This is a genomic window from [Clostridium] aminophilum DSM 10710, assembly GCF_000711825.1.
GTDB lineage: Bacteria > Bacillota > Clostridia > Lachnospirales > Lachnospiraceae > Clostridium_R > Clostridium_R aminophilum.
On the sequence record NZ_JONJ01000012.1, the window covers coordinates 93,747 to 115,149 of the forward strand.

Annotated in this window: 17 protein-coding genes; 13 read left to right on the plus strand and 4 right to left on the minus strand. The window is 51.0% G+C overall.

Annotation, left to right across the window (positions count from 1 at the left end; genetic code table 11):
- Window positions 1-17: 17 nt before the first annotated feature.
- Window positions 18-1,610: a xylulokinase gene (locus BR86_RS0109885; protein WP_031473509.1), complete on the minus strand. Its 1,593-nt coding sequence runs from the start codon at window positions 1,608-1,610 to the stop codon at window positions 18-20.
- A 473-nt stretch (window positions 1,611-2,083) separates the two neighbouring features.
- Between BR86_RS0109885 and BR86_RS0109890 the strand changes: the two genes are divergently transcribed.
- The 11 genes from BR86_RS0109890 (at window position 2,084) to BR86_RS0109940 (ending at window position 15,089) form a co-directional block, all read left to right on the plus strand.
- A complete protein-coding gene (locus BR86_RS0109890) occupies window positions 2,084-3,055 on the plus strand; it encodes a C-terminal binding protein (RefSeq protein WP_031473511.1) in 972 nt (323 codons plus the stop codon).
- Window positions 3,056-3,192: 137 nt separating this feature from the next.
- Entirely contained in the window at window positions 3,193-4,404 is a 1,212-nt protein-coding gene (locus BR86_RS0109895) for an aconitase X catalytic domain-containing protein (RefSeq protein WP_031473513.1), read from the plus strand.
- The gene (locus tag BR86_RS0109900) at window positions 4,401-4,802 is read left to right on the plus strand and encodes an aconitase X swivel domain-containing protein (protein ID WP_031473515.1); all 402 of its coding nucleotides are present in this window, start codon (window positions 4,401-4,403) and stop codon (window positions 4,800-4,802) included. Before BR86_RS0109895 ends, BR86_RS0109900 begins: the two co-directional genes overlap by 4 nt.
- An 80-nt stretch (window positions 4,803-4,882) precedes the next feature.
- Window positions 4,883-5,980, plus strand: coding sequence for a TRAP transporter substrate-binding protein (locus BR86_RS0109905; RefSeq protein ID WP_031473517.1), 1,098 nt, complete (start codon window positions 4,883-4,885; stop codon window positions 5,978-5,980).
- Between the two features lie 39 nt (window positions 5,981-6,019).
- The gene (locus BR86_RS0109910) at window positions 6,020-6,544 is read left to right on the plus strand and encodes a TRAP transporter small permease (RefSeq protein WP_031473519.1); all 525 of its coding nucleotides are present in this window, start codon (window positions 6,020-6,022) and stop codon (window positions 6,542-6,544) included.
- Entirely contained in the window at window positions 6,541-7,812 is a 1,272-nt protein-coding gene (locus BR86_RS0109915) for a TRAP transporter large permease (RefSeq protein ID WP_031473521.1), read from the plus strand. The genes BR86_RS0109910 and BR86_RS0109915 overlap by 4 nt, the downstream gene beginning before the upstream one ends.
- 222 nt (window positions 7,813-8,034) lie before the next feature.
- On the plus strand, window positions 8,035-8,709 hold the full coding sequence (locus BR86_RS0109920) for a GntR family transcriptional regulator (RefSeq protein ID WP_031473523.1): 675 nt from the start codon (window positions 8,035-8,037) through the stop codon (window positions 8,707-8,709).
- Window positions 8,710-8,754: 45 nt separating this feature from the next.
- Window positions 8,755-9,309, plus strand: a complete 555-nt coding sequence (locus BR86_RS0109925) for a TIGR01440 family protein (protein ID WP_031473525.1) — start codon at window positions 8,755-8,757, stop codon at window positions 9,307-9,309.
- Window positions 9,310-9,443: 134 nt separating this feature from the next.
- Window positions 9,444-11,507, plus strand: coding sequence for a glycoside hydrolase family 3 protein (locus BR86_RS0109930; RefSeq protein ID WP_051684726.1), 2,064 nt, complete (start codon window positions 9,444-9,446; stop codon window positions 11,505-11,507).
- 139 nt (window positions 11,508-11,646) lie between these two features.
- Window positions 11,647-12,705 carry a metal ABC transporter substrate-binding protein gene (locus BR86_RS0109935; RefSeq protein ID WP_031473529.1) on the plus strand — a complete coding sequence of 353 codons (1,059 nt, stop codon included), beginning with the start codon at window positions 11,647-11,649 and terminating at the stop codon, window positions 12,703-12,705.
- Window positions 12,706-12,974: 269 nt separating this feature from the next.
- Complete coding sequence (locus BR86_RS0109940; RefSeq protein WP_081844223.1) at window positions 12,975-15,089, plus strand: YgiQ family radical SAM protein; 2,115 nt, start codon at window positions 12,975-12,977, stop codon at window positions 15,087-15,089.
- Between the two features lie 143 nt (window positions 15,090-15,232).
- On the opposite strand, the gene BR86_RS0109950 is transcribed toward BR86_RS0109940, so the two are convergent.
- From BR86_RS0109950 to BR86_RS0109965, 3 genes are all read right to left on the minus strand, one after another.
- The gene (locus BR86_RS0109950; RefSeq protein WP_051684730.1) at window positions 15,233-15,973 is read right to left on the minus strand and encodes a YggS family pyridoxal phosphate-dependent enzyme; all 741 of its coding nucleotides are present in this window, start codon (window positions 15,971-15,973) and stop codon (window positions 15,233-15,235) included.
- Between the two features lie 157 nt (window positions 15,974-16,130).
- On the minus strand, window positions 16,131-16,973 hold the full coding sequence (locus tag BR86_RS0109955; RefSeq protein WP_031473535.1) for a pyridoxamine kinase: 843 nt from the start codon (window positions 16,971-16,973) through the stop codon (window positions 16,131-16,133).
- Between the two features lie 373 nt (window positions 16,974-17,346).
- Window positions 17,347-18,678, minus strand: a complete 1,332-nt coding sequence (locus BR86_RS0109965) for a Na+/H+ antiporter NhaC family protein (RefSeq protein WP_031473537.1) — start codon at window positions 18,676-18,678, stop codon at window positions 17,347-17,349.
- A gap of 256 nt (window positions 18,679-18,934) precedes the next feature.
- On the opposite strand from BR86_RS0109965, the gene BR86_RS14730 reads away from it, so the two are divergent.
- Both BR86_RS14730 and BR86_RS0109975 read left to right on the plus strand, forming a co-directional pair.
- Window positions 18,935-19,354, plus strand: coding sequence for a MarR family winged helix-turn-helix transcriptional regulator (locus BR86_RS14730; protein ID WP_161767313.1), 420 nt, complete (start codon window positions 18,935-18,937; stop codon window positions 19,352-19,354).
- 506 nt (window positions 19,355-19,860) lie between these two features.
- Window positions 19,861-21,255 carry a sodium-dependent transporter gene (locus BR86_RS0109975; protein WP_031473539.1) on the plus strand — a complete coding sequence of 465 codons (1,395 nt, stop codon included), beginning with the start codon at window positions 19,861-19,863 and terminating at the stop codon, window positions 21,253-21,255.
- Window positions 21,256-21,403 lie beyond the last annotated feature (148 nt).

A 21,403-nucleotide genomic window follows, 5' to 3' on the forward strand; every position in this document is an offset into this window, starting at 1 on the left:
TTCTTTTCCCCCATAACTTATCCGTTCATTTTCTGAAATGCGGCTGCATTTGACCGGTAGAGTGTTTGAAAAACCCGGTAATTGCGTTCATAAACCTCTTTGTTTTCCGCATTCGGAAGATAAGTCTGCTTCACTTTGACAAGCTGTTCTGAAAGCTGTAAAACATCGGTACCTTTGATTCCGGCAGCAACGGCGAGCGCCGTTCCGATGGCGCCGACTTCCTGCGCATGATAAACGGTTTCGATGGTTCGCCCCGTGATATCTGCCAGCATCTGACAGGTGACCGGAGACAGAGAGCCGCCTCCCACAAAACGGACCGGATCGGATGTCGTTATTTTGGCATCCTCGCGTTCCAGCATCCAGCGCAAATGGTAGCAGATTCCTTCCAGAACGGCCCGGAGCATATCTTTCTTCCCGTTTTCGATCCGGATGTTGAAAAACATTCCCGCCGCGTTGGAATCACCGAAAGGGCACCGGTTTCCGTGCATCCATGGAGTAAAGATCACACCGTTTGCCCCCGGCGGGACCTGAGCGATCTCTTCGCAGAGATATTCATAAAGGCTGGTATACCTGCTCTCCAGATCATCCGTCACTTTGGTTTTTTTGAGATAGATTCCCACCTCATCCAAAGCAAGGTGTTTCAGTGCCCAATCGAAACATTTTCCGGCGGTTTCCAGTTCGGCATAATAATTGAAGTACCCGCGTTTCGCTGAAAGAACGCCGGTGATCGTCGATCGGAGGTCAAATGCCTGGTGATCCATAAAGGTAGACACCCATCCGGATGTTCCGACATAGATATGGGTTCTTCCGGGGCGGGCGGATCCGGCGCCGATACTCACAAAAGTAGTGTCTCCCCCGCCACCGAAGACCGGAATCCCGGCCACCAGCCCCAGATCGTCGGCGGCTTTCCGGGTAAGTCCGCCAACCAGATCGGTGCTTTCAATGATTTCCGGCAGATGCTCCGGTTTTACACCGTACATTTTTACGAGTCCCTTATTCCAGCCTTCTTTTCCTTTTCTTGTATCATAAAGAAAGGTTGCAAATGCGGTATCGGCGGTTCGAATGATCCGTCCCGTACAGCGGCCTGCAAGGTACTCATTGATATCCAGCCATTTATCGGTTCTGGCGAAAACCTCCGGCTCATGCTTTTCCACCCATTTATATTTCCATACCGGATCCTTGGCACTGGTGGAAGCCGCATAATTCACGCTCAGATTTCTTATAAGTTTATATAGACTGCAGCCGAAAACCTTAATGATGCCCCTGCCCATGCAGTCTTCATATTCCTTTATCCCCTTCTGATCCAGATAGTTCATCGGACGCCGCAGGGCATTACCATTCGCATCGACAAGGACGGTTCCCTGAATCTGTGTACAGAATGCCATTCCGGCAATCTCTTTTGGCAGTACATCGGATTTAAGAAACAGATCCCGCGTGGTGGAACAAAGCGCTGCCCACCATTCTTCCGTATCCTGTTCGGCGCCTCCGTCTTTGGTGATATAAAGCCCGTAAGAAGCGGAAGAGCTGGCTAAAAGCTCTATCCCGGAATCGATATGAAACAAGCAGGTCTTGACACAGCTTGTGCCGAAATCATAAATGATAATATACATGCTATGCTGTCCTTTTTGAAAATGGATAACATCCCGGTTATATCCTGCTGTTACGGGACATGCCGTCTGATCCGGCAGATGCAGAACATACAATCGGAAGAAGAATACAGATCAACGGCAAATAGTGTCCCATACTGGGTGTTATGTATAACTTTATTGTACCACAAGAAAGAAGGTCATATTACATTCTTTTACAGGGGATTCGGCGGGGGATATCCGGCTGATCGGGAGCATCGGGCAGTCGGATGTCCTGCATCATTGGACGGATTCCTCGAAATTTCCATGACATAACAAGAGAAAAAAGATATAAATAATAGATTATAACAGTGATACGAAATTATGAATATAAGGAATCGAAACAGAGGAAAACGAGAAAAATATTCATTAGACTTTCTAAATCATACTTGTATAATTTGATTATACAAGTTAAAAGAATAATTCGTCATGCAATTTGCTCGAGAGGAGGTTCAGTTGTGCTGATATGGATCATTGACGAGGAGTGGAAGGATTACGACATGGAACGGGAATACCTTGAGAAAGTGTATCCGGGCGTCGAAATCCGATGTTCCTCCTACGACTATGAAGAGGATCTGACGGAGTTCGGATACCGGGCGGACGGGATTCTGGCACAGGTTTATGCGCCGATTCCGAAGGCGACCATCGATCGGCTGGAGTGCTGCAAAGGGATTGCGGTATACGGCGGAGGATATGAGCGCGTGGACACAAAAGCTGCGCGGGAAAAGGGAATCGGCGTGACCAACATCAGCGGTTACTGCGCGCCGGATCTGGCGGACTATGTCGTCGCAGCCATGTATTTTGCCAATAAGAACATTGCCGGTTTCAGTCAGAATGTTCTGGAAGGCGCAAAGAGAAACCGCTGGGGAATGATGGCAGTGGACCGGATTCCGCATCGGCTGTGTGATGAGATTCTCGGTATCTACGGTTTCGGAGTGATTGGAAAAGAAGTGGCAAAGCATGCTCAGGCCGTCGGAATGACGGTGATCGCCTGTGATGATTTTGTTTCCGGGGATCAGATGAATGAGTACGGAGTGAGAAAAGTATCCTGTGAGGAACTGTTCGAGACATCGGATTACATCAGCATTAACCTGAAGGGATGCCCCGAAAATGAGTATAAGGTTTCCTCACGCGAACTGAGCCGTATGAAGGAGACCGCGTGGCTGATCAATACCTCCCGCGGACTTGTGATCCATGAGGACGATCTGATCGCCGCAGTGAAAGAAAAGCGAATTGCAGGAGCGATTCTCGATGTAATCCGTCAGGAGCCGCCGACCGGTGACGAGAAGATTCTGGACTGTCCGGGGATCTATGTGACACCGCATGTATCCTATGCATCGGTGGAATCGTTCCGTGCGCTGAAAGAATTTGCGCTCTTCAATCTGACGGCGATGCTGGACGGAAAAACGCCGAGAGATCTGGTCAATTAGAAATAGAAGAACCAAACAGAAATGAAACATGGAATAAATGCCAATGGCGGCAGAACAGGAAGTCATTCGGCATTTATATTTTTTTAGAACAGAATTATACAAGTATTATACAAGTCAAGAAGGGAGAGGATATCAGCATGATTCTCACAAAAGAACAGCAGGATATGCTGGACGGAAAGTACGGTGAGGGAACCGCATACGCGATGAAGATTCAGGTGGCGATCGGCGAATGTTTTGACGCAGAGCGGATGGTTCCGATCACGAGAGCGCACGTTGCACTGTCCAATCAGGAGGCGGATCTGTGGTTTTGCGAAAAACTGGTGCATGCAGGAGCAAAGTGCCGGATTGCGCCGACGGTAAACCCGGGATTCTGCTATGACTTTTTCACATCACATAAGATGGTGGACGAGAAATTTGCGGATCTGATGCACCGGACCAATGAAGCGTACAAGGCGATCGGAGCGCAGCTGACGTACAACTGCACGCCGTATATTGATACGAACGTTCCGATGTTCGGTGAGACCGTCGCCTTTTCTGAGTCCAGCGCAACGCCGTATGTTAACTCGGTCTGGGGCGCGCGGTCGAACCGGGAAGGCGCGAACAGTGCGCTGTGTGCGGCAGTGACCGGTTATGTTCCGGAATACGGTCTTCTTCTTGAGGAGAACCGGAAAGGCGACATTCTGGTTCACGTGGAGGCGGACATCAAAAATGACTATGACTACCACATTCTCGGTATGCTCGGGAAAAAGATCGGAGAGGGAATTCCGGTATTTGAAGGACTTCCGAGAGAGACGATCACGAAAGAGGGACTTCGAAACCTCGGCGCGGAGCTGAATACATCCGGAGCCTACGCGATGTATCACATCCCGGGATTTACGCCGGAGGCACCGACACTGGAAGCCGCATTCGGCGGAAATAAGCCGAAGCGGGAGGTGACATTGACCAACCGGGATATGGAGGAGATTCTGGAAGAGATCTCCGTATCCGGAAACCGGCCGATCGACTTTGTCATGTTCGGATGTCCGCATTTCACACTCAGCGAAGTCCAGCATATCGCGGAAAAGGTCAGGGGAAAGAAACTGAAAAAGGAAATGTGGATTCTGACCTCCAGTCTGGTCAAGGAGATGGCGGTCCGCATGGGACTCGATGAGATCATCGAAAATGCGGGAGGAACGATCGTGCCGGATACCTGCCCGGATCAGCCGTGTTGGGGACATCTGAGAGGAAAGATCGGAATTACCGAGTCGCCGAAATGCGCGTACTATCCGCAGCGCCGCGGAATCCATTTTGTCATTCGTGATCTGGATACATGTATTGAGGCCGGACTGACCGGGGAGGTAAAGGGATGAAGCAGTATAAATGTCACAAGATTTCCGAAGGCTGTGCGGAGGCGCAGGTGATTGTCTCGAAGGATCACATCATGTTTTACCTGATGAATCCGGAGACGGGGGAAGTGATTGAGAAAGCACATGATCTGGAAGGAAGATCCGTCGCAAAAAAGATTCTGGTATTCCCGGGCGGAAAGGGAAGTTCCGTGGTGCAGGCAGACGGACTCTATCAGTTGAATATGCATGAAAATATGCCGGCGGCGATGATCATTCAATATCCGGAGACGGTGCTGGTTTCGAGTGCGATCATCATGGAGGTGCCGATGGTGGACAAGGTTGATCCGGCCTTTTACGAGGAAGTCAAAGACGGAGACACGGTGAAGGTGGACGCGACCAACGGATTGATTGAGATTCTGTGACCGGAACATACTTGAGGGAAGGCATTTGCTTTTTCATAAATGTGAATCATTCAAACAGAAAGGAAAAGGAGAGAGGGCTTATGAAGAAAACAATCGCAATGGGAATGGCAGTATTGACAGCGCTGACGCTGGGCGCGTGCGGCGGAAGAAACTCCGGCAATGCTCCGGCGGAAACCGCGGCCAAAGCCGCCGGTGAGAGTACCGGTGCCGCAGCGTCGGAATCCACAGCAGCCGCGGCGGATCCGAGCGGAGCGGGATCTGTGGTAACCATCAAGCTCGGCCATGTCGAGGCGGAAGACCGGTCGACGCATCAGGCACTTTTGGAGTGTTTCAAGAAAGATGTGGAAGAGAAATCGAACGGGCAGATTCAGGTCGATATCCATCCGAACGGCGCGCTCGGCGGCGATACGGAGCTGACAGAGTCCGTCGCCATGGGAACGCTGGAAGCGGCGCTTCCGTCCACATCCGTTCTGGTAACATACTCGGATGATTTCGGCATCATGGATATTCCGTGGCTTTTCCATGATTCTCAGGCGGCGTTCGATGCAATGGACGGAGATATGGGCGTCTATTTCAACCAGAAACTGGATGAAGTCGGAATCAAGTGTCTCGGCTATTCCTACAACGGCCTTCGAAGCATGACCAACAGTGCCCGCCCGATCGCAAGTCCGGAAGATCTGAAGGGATTAAAGATGCGCGTCATGGAGAACCAGGTCTACATTGATTTCTTCAATACACTCGGAGCCAGCGCGACACCGATGAGCTTCAACGAGCTGTACACAGGCCTTCAGCAGCACACGGTTGACGGACAGGAGAACCCGCCGTCACTGATCTATGCCAGCAAGTTCCAGGAAGTACAGAAGTATCTCAGCCTGACCGAGCATACACACAACTTCCTCGCTTTCATTTTTAACAAGAAGTTCTATGACGGTCTGACCGCCGATCAGCAGAAAATTCTCTCGGATGCGGCGCAGCATTTTGTCACCGAGCAGAGGAAGATGGAACTTGCGGATACACAGACCTTTGTGGATAAGCTGAAGAGCGAGGGCGTGGAGGTCAATGCGCTCACCGGAGAGCAGAAGGATGCCTTTAAGAAGGCGCTGGAGCCGATGTATACCAAGTACCGCGAGGTATTCGGCAAAGATCTGTTCGAGATGGCGGAAAAATACAACAAATAAGATGTTAAATGCTGCGTGGCAGGAAACAGGGGGATATCGATGGATAGGAAGAATGGACTTGCCCGGATTACCGGCCTGTATGATCATCTCGAAGAATATGTTCTGGTGGGGAGTCTGGTGCTGAACGTCGTGCTCGTGTTTGCTCAGGTTATCATGAGGACGGTTTTTCGGAATTCACTGACCTGGTCGGAGGAGCTTTCCCGGTATATTTATATCTGGGAGATCTGGCTCGGCGCCAGCATTGCATTGAGAGAAAAACAACATATCCGTGTGGAAATGGCACTCGGTTTTCTGAAAACCGAGCGGGCGAAAGCGGTGCTTACGGCTCTGGCGGACATCATCTGGTTTCTGTTCAATGTATATATGATATGGAACGGATATGAGCTTTTAGAATCCATGGCCGGAAGAAAGGCGGTCTCTTCGGGAATGCATATCCCGATGGTTCTGATCTACGTTGCAATTCCGACTGCGTCGTTCCTCACGGCGCTTCGGCTTCTGGGCTGTCTCAGAGATGATTTTCGAACCGTGATTTCCGGAAAACGCGACGGAGGTGAGAGTGCATGAGTGCTGCTGTTTTATTTGGAAGTTTTGTAGTTCTGCTGATGCTGACAGTCCCGATCGGGTATGCCATCGGTATCTCGAGCCTGATTGCGATCTACTATTTTTCCGATATCCCGCTGATGATTATCGCGCAGAAATGCATCACCGGTGTGGATTCCTTCCCGCTTCTGGCGATTCCGTTCTTCATGCTCGCCGGAAATCTGATGAGTTCCGGCGGCATCGCAAAGCGGCTGGTAAACTTTTTCGATGCGCTGATCGGTCATGTGACCGGCGGACTCGGGATGGTTACCATCGTGGTCTGCATGTTTTTCGCCGCCATCTCCGGCTCGGCGGTGGCGACGGTATCGGCGGTCGGGGCGTTTATGATTCCGCAGATGGTCGCACACGGCTACAACAAGGCATTCTGCGCGGCGCTGACTGCCGCAGCCGGAACCATCGGCGTCATCATCCCGCCGTCCATTCCGTTTGTTATCTATGGCGTTGTATCCGGCACGTCGATCACCGATATGTTTACCGCCGGTTTTCTTCCGGGCATTCTGATGGGAGCCGCTCTCATGATCGTATGTTATCTCGTATCCAAAAAGAACGGATACCGGGGAAAAGAACACGCGTCTTCCCCGAAAGAGATCTGGGCGGCATTCCGGGAAGCGGTCTGGGCGATTCTCTCGCCGGTCATCATTCTCGGCGGAATCTATTCCGGTTTCTTTACGCCGACGGAGGCGGCCGTTGTCTCGGTGGTTTATTCCTTTGTGGTCGGCGTATTTGTCTACCGGGAACTGGATGTGAAGGGCGCGTACCGGTCCTTCCGTGATGCGATCGTGGTCAATGGAGCAACGACATTTATGGTCGGATTTTCCACCGTATTTGCGGCATTTCTGACCATGGCGCAGATCCCGAGGATGATTGCGGATGCGATTCTCGGTTTTACCAGCAACGGAATTTTGATTCTGCTCATCATCAATCTGCTGCTCATTATTGTCGGAATGTTCATTGACAATATTCCGGCGACGATCATTCTGACGCCGATTCTGCTTCCGATCTGTCAGGGCGTCGGAATGCATCCGGTGACATTCGGCATCATGCTGACCATGAATCTGGCGATCGGTTTCTGCAGTCCGCCGTACGGCATCAATCTGTTTGTCGCCACGGCCATCTCGGACGTGCCGCTGGAGGCGATCGTAAAGCAGATCGCAAAGCCGCTGATGGCATTGATTCTGGTTCTGCTGGCCGTGACTTATGTGCCGTTCCTGACGACGATGTTTATCCAGTGAACGGGAAAAAAGGAAGAAAGCATGTCACCGAACATGACAGATGTGTCAAGTCTGTCGAGGAGAATGTCTTATTATCATGACAGCTGCCGGATATTCATGGAAGTATGGATTAAGGCCTTTTGAACGCGGAAATTATAACGTATGGCGTCTGTTGATATGGACAGGCGCCATTTTCATTATTATAATTTTTTTTAGACTTCGAGATTAAGGAGAGAATGTTTTATGCAAAACAGACCGTTCGTTCAGAAGAAAAAAGAGAGCATGGTTGATCTGGCATATGCGGGGATCCGGAATCTGATTCTGACCGAAGAGATCCGGCCGGGTTCACTTCTCAGCGAAAATCAGCTGGCGGAGTACCTTCACATGAGCCGGACGCCGGTCCGCGAAGCAATCCGGAGACTTCAGGCGGAGGGACTTCTGGAGTCGATCAAGGGAGCGGGAACATTTTTAAAGCCGATCTCGGCAAAGGATGTCCGGGATGTCTATCAGATCCGCATTTTGCTGGAACTGGCCGCGTGTGAGACGGCGATCGTAAAGATTACGGATGCGGAGATTGAGGAAGAACGGAAACTCCTGAAGAATCTGTTAAAAAGGCATGCAGCGGGAGAAGAGATCGACCGGATGGAATTCAGCCGTCTGGACGGAAATATCCACGACATGATCATTAACAAATCGGACAACTCCTACATCAAATCGCTGGTGAAGCAGATTTATTTCAATGTGGACCGGTTCCGTATCATTTCCTTTAAGGTATCGCTGAATCTGGTGGCGAGCACGGAGCAGCACCTGGATCTTCTGGACTGCATTCAGGAGAGAAATCTTGAGAAGCTGAAGGAACATCTGAAAAAGCATCTGGAGTGGTCGCTGAAGCTTCTGCTGGACAATATGGAACTGTGAAATAATGCAGTGAGAGCGGAAAGGCAAAGAAAGGCAGCATAAAGAATGAATATCAGGGAAGAGAGCCGCAATGCGGTCAGGGAAATACTGGAAAAGGCCCATCTCCGCGCCGGGGATCTGTTTGTCGTCGGATGTTCGTCCAGTGAAGTGATGGGCGATGCGATCGGAACGAATACCAGCACGGAGATTGCGGATGAATTGTATGCCGGAATTCAGGAAGCACTGAAGGAAAACGGTGTCTTTCTTGCAGCACAGTGCTGTGAACACCTGAACCGCGCACTGGTTGTGGAGCGGGCAGCGATGGAAAAATATGATCTGGTACAGGTCAATGCGATCCCGCAGCCGAACCACGCAGGCGGTGCGTTTGCAACGGTTGCATACCGGCGGATGGAAGATCCGGTGGTGGTCGAAGATCTGAAAGCAAAAGCGGAGGCCGGCATCGACATCGGAGGAACCCTGATCGGGATGCATATTAAACCGGTGGTGGTTCCTCTTCGGATCTCGGTGGACCGGATCGGTGAGGCAAGGATCATCTGTGCAAGGAGAAGACCGAAATACGTGGGCGGAGCGAGAGCTGTGTATGATGAAACGTTGATGTGACGGAAAAGATGTCAGAACAGCCATCCATTGAGAAAAACGTTTTTAAGACAGAGGAGAACCAGTTTCAACGTATAAAAAACGGAATAGACCGCAGACGGAAGGGATTCCGTGCGGAAAGACAGGGGAGGAAGCGTATGATACGAAGAAAGGCGAAAGCGGCGGCCATATTCTGCGCATTATTTGCTTTTATGAGCCTTGCGGGATGCTCGGCGGGAGCGTCCCGGCCCGGAGGAATACCGCAGGATAATGCAGCCAAGGAAAGCAGCGCAGAGGAAACGGCTGAAAACAGCGGTACAGCTGCTTCTTCCATGAGTGAATCAGAAGAAGCGTTTGCCAGGAGAGAAGAAACGGTACAAAACCTTCTCTCGCGGATGACGCTGAAACAGAAGATTGCCCAGATGATGATGCCGTCGATCCGGAATGAACATGCAAAAGAGCAGGGCGGAATCACGGAAATCAGCGACTTCAACCGGAAGGCGGCGGAGTACGGATTTGGGGGATACATTATTTTCGAGGCGAACTGTAAGAATTCGGAACAGATTGCGAATCTTACGGCAGGTCTTCAGAAAACACAGCTTTCTGAGGGGAACGGGACAGACATTCCGCTCCTTCTGGCAATCGATCAGGAAGGCGGAAAAGTAGTCCGGATTCCGGAATCAACACATTTTCCGGGCAATATGGCGCTGGGAGCGATCGGAACGGCAGATTCCGCGGCGAAAGTAGGTGATATTATCGGGGAAGAATTGGCTGCGATGGGCATCAATGTGGACTTCGCACCGGTTGTAGACACCAATACCAATCCGAACAATCCGGTCATACATGTCCGTTCTTTTTCGGAAGATCCGGATCTCGTCGGTGAATTGGGAACGGCGTTTTTGAAGGAACTGCAGTCAAACGGAATTGCCTCGGCAGCGAAACATTTCCCGGGCCACGGGGATACGGAGACAGACAGTCATACGGGACTTCCGAAAGTCAGAAAAACGCTGGAAGAATTGAGGAAGAAAGAACTTCGTCCGTTTGCTGAAACGATTGCAGCGGGAACGGATATGGTCATGACGGCACATATTCAGTACCCGGAGATCGAAAAAGAGACTTACGTTTCGATGGCAGACGGAAAAGAGATTACGCTTCCGGCGACCTTGTCCAAACGTGTCATTTCCGGGATTCTGCGGGATGAGATGAAATATGACGGAGTCGTTGTGACGGACTCCTTCGGCATGGCGGCGATTCGTAAACACTTCGATCTGGTGGATGCCGGTGTGCTGGCGATCAATGCCGGCGTGGATCTGATTCTGAATCCGGGAGATGTGGTCACGGAAGACAATATCGCTGAAATGGGGGATTATATCGAGAAAATTGCCCAGCGGGTTCAGACAGGAGAGATTCCGGAAAAGCGGATTGATGAATCGGTTACCCGGATACTTCGTTTAAAATACGATCGCGGAATCCTGTCCAAGGCAGAAACGTGGAAGGCACTGACGGAAGAAGAGATCAGAAGGTCCGGTGAGGAAGCAAAGAAAATTGTCGGATCCGGGGAACACCGGGAGGAAGAATGGGAACTTTCCCGGAAGGCAGTGACCATGCTGAAAAATGATGCCGCCGTTCCGTTAAAGGATGCGTCTACCGTCGTGTTCTGTCCGATGGAAGATATGCTGAATTCTGTAAAATATGCGGAATACCGGCTTCGGGAGAGTCAAACGTTCCGGACTCCGGCAGACGGCAGCGAGCAGCTGAAGGGGGTATTTTACGGCAATGCACCGGCATCCGGGATCTCCGATGCGATCCGGGAGGCGGAGCAGGTGATTCTGATTACGTACACGACCTCGAAGGATAGCATGAATCCACAAAAGACGCCGGCCTGCGCATATGCGCATGAAGTTATCCGGGAAGCACATGCTCAGGGGAAAAAGGTAGTCCTGATCAGTTCGCTTCTTCCGTACGATGCGGTGGCGTATTCGGATGCGGATGCAATCCTCATCTCTTACGGCGGCCGGGGAATTACAAAGCTTCAGATGGAATCCGGAAAAGAGCCGGTGTTTGCTGGACATTACGGAATGAATATTCCGGCGGCGATCGGCACGGCTGCCGGGATGAGCAAAGCGGAAGGAAAACTTCCGGTCAGCATTCCGGAAATGAACGAAAAATTCGAATTCACCGACCGCATTCTTTATCCGATCGGTTCCGGAATTACAAAATAAGATAAAATGAAAACCGTTTTCATATTGACACATCCCTCTCGGGAGAGTAATATGATAACGGTTTTCATTTTGGCAAAAAGATGAAAGCGAATACTATAGAGAAAAAAGTTCTCAGATTGGATTCTGAAGGAGAAGTAAAGTGAAGAAGAAATTATTTGCAGCTGCAGCGGCTGTGGCATTGGCGGCAGCAATGATGATCGGCTGCGGAAACAAGGCGGCTTCCGGTAACGGTTCGGCAGCAGAGAAAAATACGGAGACAACGTCGGAAGCGAAAGCGGAGTCCGCTGCAGCATCGGAAGCAAAAGTTTCTATTGTGTGTACGAACTTTGCGGAGTATGATTTTGCAAGAGCCATCGCCGGCGATAAGGCAGAGATTACCATGCTGCTGAAGCCGGGGGCGGAGAGCCATACTTATGAGCCGTCTCCGGAAGATATCATCCGGATTCAGGACAGTGATATGTTTGTCTATGTCGGCGGCGATTCCGATGAGTGGGTTGCAGACATTCTGGATTCCATGGATCAGTCCAAAATGCATGTATTTAAACTGATGGATCAGGTCGATACCGTCCAAGAAGAACATGTGGAAGGAATGGAAGCCGAAGAAGAGGAGACAAAGTCCGAGCAGGACGAGAAGAATCTCGGAAAATCGGATCAGGAAGAAGAGCCGGAACTGGACGAACATGTCTGGGCGTCTCCGGTCAACGCGATGCAGATCGTGGAGAAGATGTCGGCGCAGATCGCGGACATTGACCCGGATCACAAGGAAGAATATGAGAAGAATGCTGCCGATTACATCGGAAAAATCCGGAATCTCGACGAGCAGTTTAGGGATATTACGGCAAATGCGGCAAGAAAAGAGATTATCGTTGCAGACCGTTTCCCGTTCCTGTATTTTGTAAAGGAATATGGCCTGAAGTATTATGCGGCGTTCCCGGGATGTGCATCCAACACACAGCCGTCCGCGCAGACGGTGGCGTTTCTGATCGACAAGGTGAAAGAAGATCAGATTCCGATGGTATTCCATATGGAGCTCTCCAATGAGCAGATGGCAGATTCGATCGCGGAGGCGACCGGGGCAAAAGCAGAACTTCTGAATGCGGTTCACAATGTGAGCGCGGAAGATTTTGCAAAAGGCGTGACTTACGTCGACCTGATGCAGCATAATGCAGAGGTGCTGAAGGAAGCGCTGAACGGATGATAAGAAAACACTCGTTGTTCGTATAAACAGCGGATGCACGGCATGACCGCCAGGTGCGGGAATGCCGTGCATTGCGTATTGTGCGGAGAAAACGACAGCGCGCGAATTCCGTACAATGCGTATTGTGCGGAGAAAACGACAGCGCGCGAATTCCGTACAATGCGTATTGTGCAGAGAAAACGATAGCGCGAGAGCCAAACCGCAGAGAGATCTGGGGCGAATGAAAAGAGAAAAGTAAAAGATCAAAGAGAAAAGAAAAAGAGGATCAGATGGAAGGATTTTTACCGATCAACCGTCAGGATATGTTGGAACAGGGAATCTCGCAGCCTGACTTTGTATATGTGTGCGGAGACGCGTACGTGGATCACTCGAGCTTTGGCGCAGCGATCATTTCGCGCGTGCTGACGGCCCACGGATATACGGTAGCCATGTGCTGTCAGCCGGACTGGAAAGACCCGGCGTCCGTTGCGGAATTCGGAGAACCGAGACTGGGGTTTTTGGTTTCATCCGGCAATATGGACTCCATGGTCAATCACTATACGGTTGCCAAAAAGCACAGAAGCTACGATTACTACAGCCCGGGCGGTGAGATGGGCAAACGCCCCGACCGTGCGGTTACGGTATACTGCAATCTGATCCGGCGGACATTTAAGCATACTCCGATCATCATCGGCGGCATAGAGGCGAGTCTTCGCCGTATGGCACACTACGACTACTGGTCGGACAGCGTCCGCCGTTCCATATTGCTCGAATCCGGCGCCGACATCATTTCCTACGGAATGGGAGAGCGCAGTATTGTGGAGATCGCGGATGCGCTGGCGTCCGGCATCGGGGTGCAGGACATCACCTGGATCGAGGGCACGGTGTTCAAGACGAGGGATGAAATGCTGGTGGAGGATGCCATCCGTCTGCCGGATTACGAGGAGATCCTCCGGGACAAGCGGAAAATGGCGGAGAGCGTGCATATTCAGTACGAGAACACCGATCCGATCGCGTCGCGGCGGATGTATGAGACCTATGACGGGAAGACGTTTGTGGTGCAGAATACGCCGTCAAAGCCGCTGACAGAGCAGGAAATGGACGATGTCTACGCGCTTCCGTACACCCGGAGATGGCATCCGGTTTACGATAAGGACGGAGGGATTCCGGCGCTTTCCGAGATCAAATTCAGTCTGACGTCCTGCCGCGGCTGCTACGGCCAGTGTAATTTCTGCGCTCTGACGTTCCATGAGGGACGGATCGTTCAGGTGAGAAGCCATGAGTCCATCATCCGGGAAGCGGAGCAGATGATAGAAGATCCGGATTTCAAGGGATATATTCACGATGTCGGCGGCCCGACGTCGGAGTTCCGCGGCCCGGCCTGCGCGAAGCAGCTGAAGTTCGGTGCCTGTAAGAACCGTCAGTGTCTTTTTCCGAAGCCGTGCAGCCAGCTGATTGTCGATCACAGCGATTATCTGAAACTGCTCCGGAAACTCCGGGAGCTTCCGAAAGTGAAAAAGGTGTTTGTCCGTTCCGGTTTCCGGTTCGATTATCTGATGGCGGATCCGAACAAGCAGTTCCTCTATGAGATATGCAAATATCATGTTTCCGGTCAGCTCCGCGTTGCGCCGGAGCACATCAGCGACAATGTCCTGAAGGAGATGGGGAAACCTTCCTTCTCGGTCTACACGGCATTTGTCGACGAATTTCAGAAGATCAATCAGAAACTCGGAAAAGAGCAATATGTGGTTCCGTATCTGATGAGTTCTCATCCGGGAAGCACGGTTAAGGATGCGATTCAGCTGGCGGAGTATCTTCAGAAGAATCATCTGAATCCGGAGCAGGTTCAGGATTATTATCCGACGCCTGGAACGGTATCGACCTGCATGTACTACACCGGCATCAATCCGCTGACGATGGAGAAGGTCTATGTGGAGCGCAATCCGCATGAGAAGGCGATGCAGAGAGCACTTCTTCAGTATCGCGATCCGAAGAACTACGAGCTGGTGAAGGAGGCGCTGCTTCAGGAAGGCCGCGAGGATCTGATCGGATTCGGCGCCGATTTCCTGATCCCTCCGAGGAAAATGGAGTATAAGGCGGGAAAGTCGGTTCATCCGGCAAAATCCGGGAAGAAGGGGCTGGGAGGACAAAAGGAGATGTCCGGTCCGGCAGGGCGCAAAGAGACGTCCCGTCCGGCAGGACGCAAAGTGACATCCCGTCCGACAGGGCCAAAAGGAGACGTACGGTTTGGGAAAAAGAATGCTCCGGGATCGGGAACGTCGTTCGGCAGGTCCGGGGAAACGCAGAGAAAGAACAGCGCAGGACCGGATCGGAGAAACGCCGCGAAGAAAGACGGAAGATTCGGCAAAAAAACATATGAAAAACCGGCACGCGGACGAAGATAAATCCTCGCGTATGAAAGATTTTGCGGAAAAAGCGTTTGGCGTACAGAAAAACCGGCATCTCGGGAAATGAGATGCCGGTTTTTTTCATTTATCGGTTGTTTTCGACTGCGATACGAATGTACGCAATTACTGCTTTACATCCTTCAGTTTTTCTTCGAGTAGTCTCTTGCGCCGAAGATGCCGGTGCCGACGCGGACCATGGTGGAACCTTCCTCCACCGCAACCACATAATCGCCGGTCATGCCCATGGAGAGGATTTCCGGTTCGACGCCCGGGAAGGAATCCTTTTTCAGCTGATCAAAGAGCTGTCTTAAATTGCGGAAATGTACCCGGTTGGTCTCCGCGTCCTCTGTGTACGGCGCGGAAGTCATGAGACCGAGAACCCGGACATGGGGGAGGGCACCGATGGTTTTTGCCGCTTCCTCGGTCGCTTCCGCAGTAAAGCCCCATTTGGATTCCTCACCGGCGATATTGACCTCTAAAAGGACATCCATCACCTTGTCGTGTTTGGCAGCCTCTTTCTCGATCTGCTCCGCTAACGGAATACTGTCGACGGAGTGGATCAGTGTCACTTTATCAATGATGTATTTGACCTTGTTGCGCTGGAGATGGCCGATCATGTGCCATTCCGCTTCATTTCCCAGAATCTCGTATTTCTGCTGGATTTCCTGAACATAGTTTTCACCGAAGAGTTTCTGACCGGCAGACATGGCGGCGCGGATGTCTTCCACCGGCTTCAGCTTGCTGACCGCACAGATGGTCACTTCTTCGGGAGCGCGGCCTGCGCGTTCACATGCTTTTTTTACATTTTCCTCGATCAGGTCCAAGTTTTCACGAATTTCTTCCGGCGTGAGCTCCACGCCCTCCGTTATTTCTGGTGTCATGTTACTCTCCTTTTTTGTTGTGTAATCCTCGTTTGTATTGCCCATGCGCCACGGTACATCGCGGTCCCGCAGGAGACGGGGAGAGCCGTGATAAAGGGGGCCGCCCAAGGTAAGAAAATATTCCGGACGCAGCACGGGCGAGAGGTAATTTGCGTGTTCAGACGGATGCGTTCAGATCGGAGATCAGCTCCGGAATTACAGCCTCAAAGTCGACGCCGTAGGTCTTCTCCGGATCGTGTTCGATGGTCTCGCGGATGGAAGCGACCGTGAAGCGTGCTGCGATTTTGAGAGATTCTTCCAGCGTCTTTCCGCGCATGAGGGCGCCGACCGTTGCACTGGAGAAAATGTCTCCGGTGCCGTGATAGCTCGCGGACAGCTTTTCATGCGAGAAGCCGAAGAATTCGCCGGTCTCGACGTTCAGCCCCGAAACTCCGGTCATGCCGGGGTCTGCGGTGCAGCCGGTCAGAACAACCGCTTTTTTCGTGCCGAGTGCGGCGAGCTTTCGAAGAACCTCCCGGATGTAGGCACCGTCATACTCAGTCTTATATTCCATGCCGGTCATGAAGCAGGCTTCGGTCAGATTCGGAACGATGATGTCGGCTTTTCCGCACAGCTCGGCCATTGCTTTCGGAAAGTCGTCCGGGAAACCGGCGTAGAGCTTTCCGTTGTCGGCCATCGCAGGATCGACGAAGAGAAGGGTATCATCGGAATGAAAGTTATCGAAGAAACCGGCGACCAGACGGATCTGTTCGGCGGAAGCGAGATAGCCGGTGTAGATGGCGTCAAAGTGAAAACCTTCTTTTTTCCAGTGAGCGGAGATCGGTTCGATCTGATCCTGAAGATCTTTTACCGTGAATCCGCTGAACTGGGTGTGGGTGGACAGGACGGCGGTCGGAAGAATCGCCGTCTCTACGCCCATTGCGGAGATGATCGGCAGTGCTACTGTGAGAGAGCATTTTCCAACGCAGGAGATATCCTGAATGGTAACGATTCGTTTCATGAAAACCCTTCTTTCTGAATATTTGTATTATGTATGTTTTTCTCCGGCCTGTCAAAAGGATGACATGGATTATCTATATCTTTGCATGAAACTGAATATATGGATAGAAACAGTTCAGTATAATTATATATAACCAGATTGGAAAGGCAGGACGTAGCCGGAAAGAATGCGGGGAGAGAGGGATAGAGGGAGAGCAGAATAGAGGGAGAGAAGAATAGAGGAATAGGGGAATAGAAGAATGGAAAGAACTATCGACAGGGTAAAGAAAACCGGAACATCCGCAGGACATGGATGTTCCGGCATTGGACAGAGATTTGGCCTGATTACGCAGAAAGCAAAGTCACGCGCAGCCTCTGCGTAAGAATCCGGAAGATCAGACGGATTTGGTCGGATCAGGGATTGTTTTCTTCCGGTCCGTGATGATGGAAAAAATTACCATAACGGCCAGAAGATACGGATAGTAGAGATATGGGAGAATGGTAATTCCCGGAATTCCCGCAAGACTGGCTGCGATCAGGAGCTGTGCGCCGTAGGGGATGATTCCCTGTGCGACGCAGGAGCAGGTGTCGAGAAGCGATGCGGTCTTCTGCGGTTCGATATCATATTCCGTGCTGATGCGCTTTGCGATCGGAGCCGCGATGACGATGGCCACGGTATTGTTGGCGGTTGCGATGTCCATCAGGATGGTCAGAAGACCGATCCCGAACATCCCGCCCTTTCGAGAGTCGAAATGGGTACGGATGAAATTGAGAATGGCGTCAAAACCGCCGTCTTCTTTCATCAGTGCAGCAATGCTTGCGACAAGGATCGTGACGATCATGGTTTCAAACATGCCGGAGGTACCGGTTCCCATCGCGGCGACTGCGGTTGAAATGGTGAGAGAACCGCTGTATACACCGGCAGCAAGGAACAGCAGGATCCCGATGCTCAGGACGATGAAAACATTGATTCCGAGGATGGAGAGCATCAGAACGATGAAGTACGGAAGCGCCTCCGATGTAGAGAAGGCATAGTGATCAATGATACCTTCGCCGTCCTGCAGCGCACGGATGAGAAGGAGGATCAGGGTGATTACCGCGGCCGGGAATGCAATCCGGAAATTGGTGCGGAACTTGTCTTTCATCGCAACACCCTGCGTCTTCGTCGCGGCGATGGTGGTGTCGGAGATAAAGGACAGATTGTCGCCGAACATGGCACCGCCGACAACGGTGGCGGTGCAGAACGCGAGGTTATAGCCGGCATTCTGTGCAACGGCCGCCGCGATCGGGACAAGAACCGTGATGGTGCCGACGCTGGTTCCCATTGCCATGGAGATCAGGCAGGCGATGACAAAAAGTCCCGGAATCGCCATTTTCCCCGGAAGAATGCTGAGCAGAAGACCTGCCGCACTGGACGCGCCGCCCGCTTTCTGTGCAATGCCGCTGAACGCACCCGCCATCAGGAAGATGAAGAGCATGATGGTGATGTTGTCATCGCCGATGCCGGTGGCACAGACATGGATTTTCTCGTCAAAGGTCAGCTTCCGGTTCTGAAAAAAAGCGGTGAAGAGGGCGATGGAAAATGCTACTACAACGGACATGATGTAAAAGCCCATGCCGCCCGGAGCCGGGGAAATGTATTCAAAATAGATTCCGTTTCCCAGATAGATTACAAGAAAAACGAGAATCGGCAGCAGCGCCGCTGCATTCGGTCTGCGTTCATTCATATATTATATTCCTCCTGTGTGCCTGATTTCGGACATTCGGAAACATTATATGGTTAACGCTTTCATGCGTCAAGGTAACAGTAAACAGACAGATATGAATAAAATAAAATGAATTATGTATTATGATTATATGAGTTAATTTTAATCGTAATAAGTTGACAAAAGGCGATGCCCGGAATAGACTAAATTATAGGAAAAACGTAGCGAAAAGCTGACATTATCTGGTTTGGGGAAAATTATAATTATGGAAAAAAATATGGCGATTAAAGAAATTGCAGAAAAGCTTTATACTTTGGATTTTGAATATGAAAACGGTTTCTGTCGGCTTCAGGAAGAGTTTTCGGTAAAGGGCGAGGACTGTGTTCTGATGTGGCTTTATCGCATCGGGACTCCGCTGTATTCCGGCGATCTGGCAAAGAAACTTTCGCTGACTTCGGGGCGGATTGCAAATATCCTCCGGACGCTGGAGCAGAAAAAGTTTGTCACGCGCTCTACGGATCTGAACGACGGACGAAAGGTTCTTGTGACGCTCACGACGGCCGGAAAAAAACACATCGAGAAGATCAATAAGCGCAATGTTGCCAAGCGCGCCGAGATTCTCGAAGCACTCGGTGAGGGGGATGCAGCCGAGTATCTGAGAATTACACAGAGGATTCTGCAGGTGCTGAATTCCTGAGAGGAACAGGAGAGATCTGATAAAAGCAGAAAAGAAATCTGAGATAATCCGGGGAGAAACCGGAGAAGAGCAGAGAGGAAATCTGAGATAATCCGGGGAGAAACCGGTGAATAATCCGGAAGAAACCTGAGATAATCAGGGCAAAAACTGAAAACAATCCGGGAAAACAGGGCTGAAAATCGAGGATATAAGGAAGAGAAGACAGGACCGTGAAATGCGGTTCTGTTTTTTCATTTCATAGGAATTTCTCCGAAATTCCCTATGAAACTAAAACGCTCCGCGGACTTTGTTCTTATCCCATTGAGAAAGTGCTTCGCATTTCCTATGAAAACCCCAAAATATCCCGCGAGGATGCGCACGTCATAGAGTGGAAAGTGCCGTGTGTATTTTCTTTCATGGACAGATATAATGAATTTTCATAGAAACTATTGCCAAAAGATGATGGGAGTGATACAATCCATTCAATCGTGTTACAAAATATTCAATATTAAGGTGAGGAAAATATCATGGCAGACAAGAAAAACGTACAACCGCTCTACCAGGGACCTGGCAGAAGCACCTTCTCGGGAAGACTGGGCTTTGTTCTTTCAGCCGCAGGTTCTGCGGTTGGACTGGGAAATATTTGGAGATTTCCGTATCTCGCGGCAAAATACGGCGGCGGCATTTTTCTGTTGGTCTACCTGATTCTGATGCTTACATTCGGATACACCATGATCATGGCGGAGACCGCGCTGGGACGTATGACAAAAAAGAGCCCGGTGGGCGCGTACCAGCATTTCGGCAAGACCGGTTTCCTGAAATTCGGCGGCTGGATCAATGCGATCATCCCGATTCTGATCGTTCCGTATTATTCGGTTATCGGCGGATGGGTTCTGAAGTATCTTTTTGAGTATGTGATCGGCAACACACAGGCGGTTGCGGCAGACGGATATTTCGGAGGATTCATTACGCAGGCGGCGCCGGTGGAGCTCTTCTTTGTGCTCTTCTCTCTGGCCAACATCGTTACCATCTATATGGGCGTTCAGAACGGAATCGAGCGTGTATCGAAGGCAATGATGCCGCTTCTCGTCATTCTGGCGATTTTCGTTGCGGCCTATTCCGTGACCAGACCGGGCGCGATGGAAGGCGTAAAGTACTTCCTGGTTCCGAATTTTGAGCATTTCTCCTGGATGACGGTTGTCTCCGCGATGGGACAGATGTTCTACTCCCTCTCCATTGCGATGGGAATTCTGGTAACCTTCGGTTCCTATATGAAAAATGAACTGGACGTGGAGAAATCCACCACTCAGGTTGAGATCTTCGATACCGGAATTGCGATCCTTGCAGGTCTGATGATCATTCCGGCGGTATTTGCCTTCAACGGCGGCGATCCGAACACACTGAAAGCAGGTCCGTCCCTGATGTTTATCACGCTTCCGCAGGTATTTGCCAGCATGGGACTCGGAAGACTTGGCGGAATCATGTTCTTCCTGCTGGTTCTGTTTGCAGCGCTGACCAGTGCGATTGCACTCACGGAGAGTGCGGTATCCACATTCGAGGATGAGCTTGGCTGGGACCGCAAGAAAGCATCCATTATAATGGGTGTTGTCATTATCGGTCTCGGAACGCTGTCCACTTTCGGATACAGCATCTGGAGTTCCTTTACCATCATCGGAATGCAGATTCTTGATTTCTTTGATTTCCTGACCAATTCCGTGATGATGCCGATCGCAGCATTCTGCAACTGCGTGCTGATCGTGAAGGTCATCACTCTGGTCAGGCTGGATGCGGAGATCGAGCAGTCCTCTGAATTTAAGAGAAAGCCGGTTTTCCATATCTGCATCCGTTATGTCGCTCCGCTGTTCACGGCGATCATTCTCGCAAGTTCTGTGGCAAGCGCATTCGGACTGCTGACACTGTAAAACCTAATACAGCAGTGATGAAAGCGGCTTTGACCGCTATACTGGATAAACGCAAAAAGAAGCGGGCTGACGCATCAGAGATGGTGCGTCGGCCCGCTTTGGTATTCTCCGGTCGAAAGAACGCAAAGCGTGAAGTGTCAGCCTGCAA

Coding starts and splice junctions, on each gene's coding strand:
- BR86_RS0109885 (WP_031473509.1), bottom strand. CDS start 1,610: ATGTATATTATCATTTATGATTTCGGCACAAGCTGTGTCAAGACCTGC.
- BR86_RS0109895 (WP_031473513.1), top strand. CDS start 3,193: ATGATTCTCACAAAAGAACAGCAGGATATGCTGGACGGAAAGTACGGT.
- BR86_RS0109900 (WP_031473515.1), top strand. CDS start 4,401: ATGAAGCAGTATAAATGTCACAAGATTTCCGAAGGCTGTGCGGAGGCG.
- BR86_RS0109905 (WP_031473517.1), top strand. CDS start 4,883: ATGAAGAAAACAATCGCAATGGGAATGGCAGTATTGACAGCGCTGACG.
- BR86_RS0109910 (WP_031473519.1), top strand. CDS start 6,020: ATGGATAGGAAGAATGGACTTGCCCGGATTACCGGCCTGTATGATCAT.
- BR86_RS0109915 (WP_031473521.1), top strand. CDS start 6,541: ATGAGTGCTGCTGTTTTATTTGGAAGTTTTGTAGTTCTGCTGATGCTG.
- BR86_RS0109920 (WP_031473523.1), top strand. CDS start 8,035: ATGCAAAACAGACCGTTCGTTCAGAAGAAAAAAGAGAGCATGGTTGAT.
- BR86_RS0109925 (WP_031473525.1), top strand. CDS start 8,755: ATGAATATCAGGGAAGAGAGCCGCAATGCGGTCAGGGAAATACTGGAA.
- BR86_RS0109930 (WP_051684726.1), top strand. CDS start 9,444: ATGATACGAAGAAAGGCGAAAGCGGCGGCCATATTCTGCGCATTATTT.
- BR86_RS0109940 (WP_081844223.1), top strand. CDS start 12,975: ATGGAAGGATTTTTACCGATCAACCGTCAGGATATGTTGGAACAGGGA.
- BR86_RS0109950 (WP_051684730.1), bottom strand. CDS start 15,973: ATGACACCAGAAATAACGGAGGGCGTGGAGCTCACGCCGGAAGAAATT.
- BR86_RS0109955 (WP_031473535.1), bottom strand. CDS start 16,973: ATGAAACGAATCGTTACCATTCAGGATATCTCCTGCGTTGGAAAATGC.
- BR86_RS0109965 (WP_031473537.1), bottom strand. CDS start 18,678: ATGAATGAACGCAGACCGAATGCAGCGGCGCTGCTGCCGATTCTCGTT.
- BR86_RS14730 (WP_161767313.1), top strand. CDS start 18,935: ATGGCGATTAAAGAAATTGCAGAAAAGCTTTATACTTTGGATTTTGAA.
- BR86_RS0109975 (WP_031473539.1), top strand. CDS start 19,861: ATGGCAGACAAGAAAAACGTACAACCGCTCTACCAGGGACCTGGCAGA.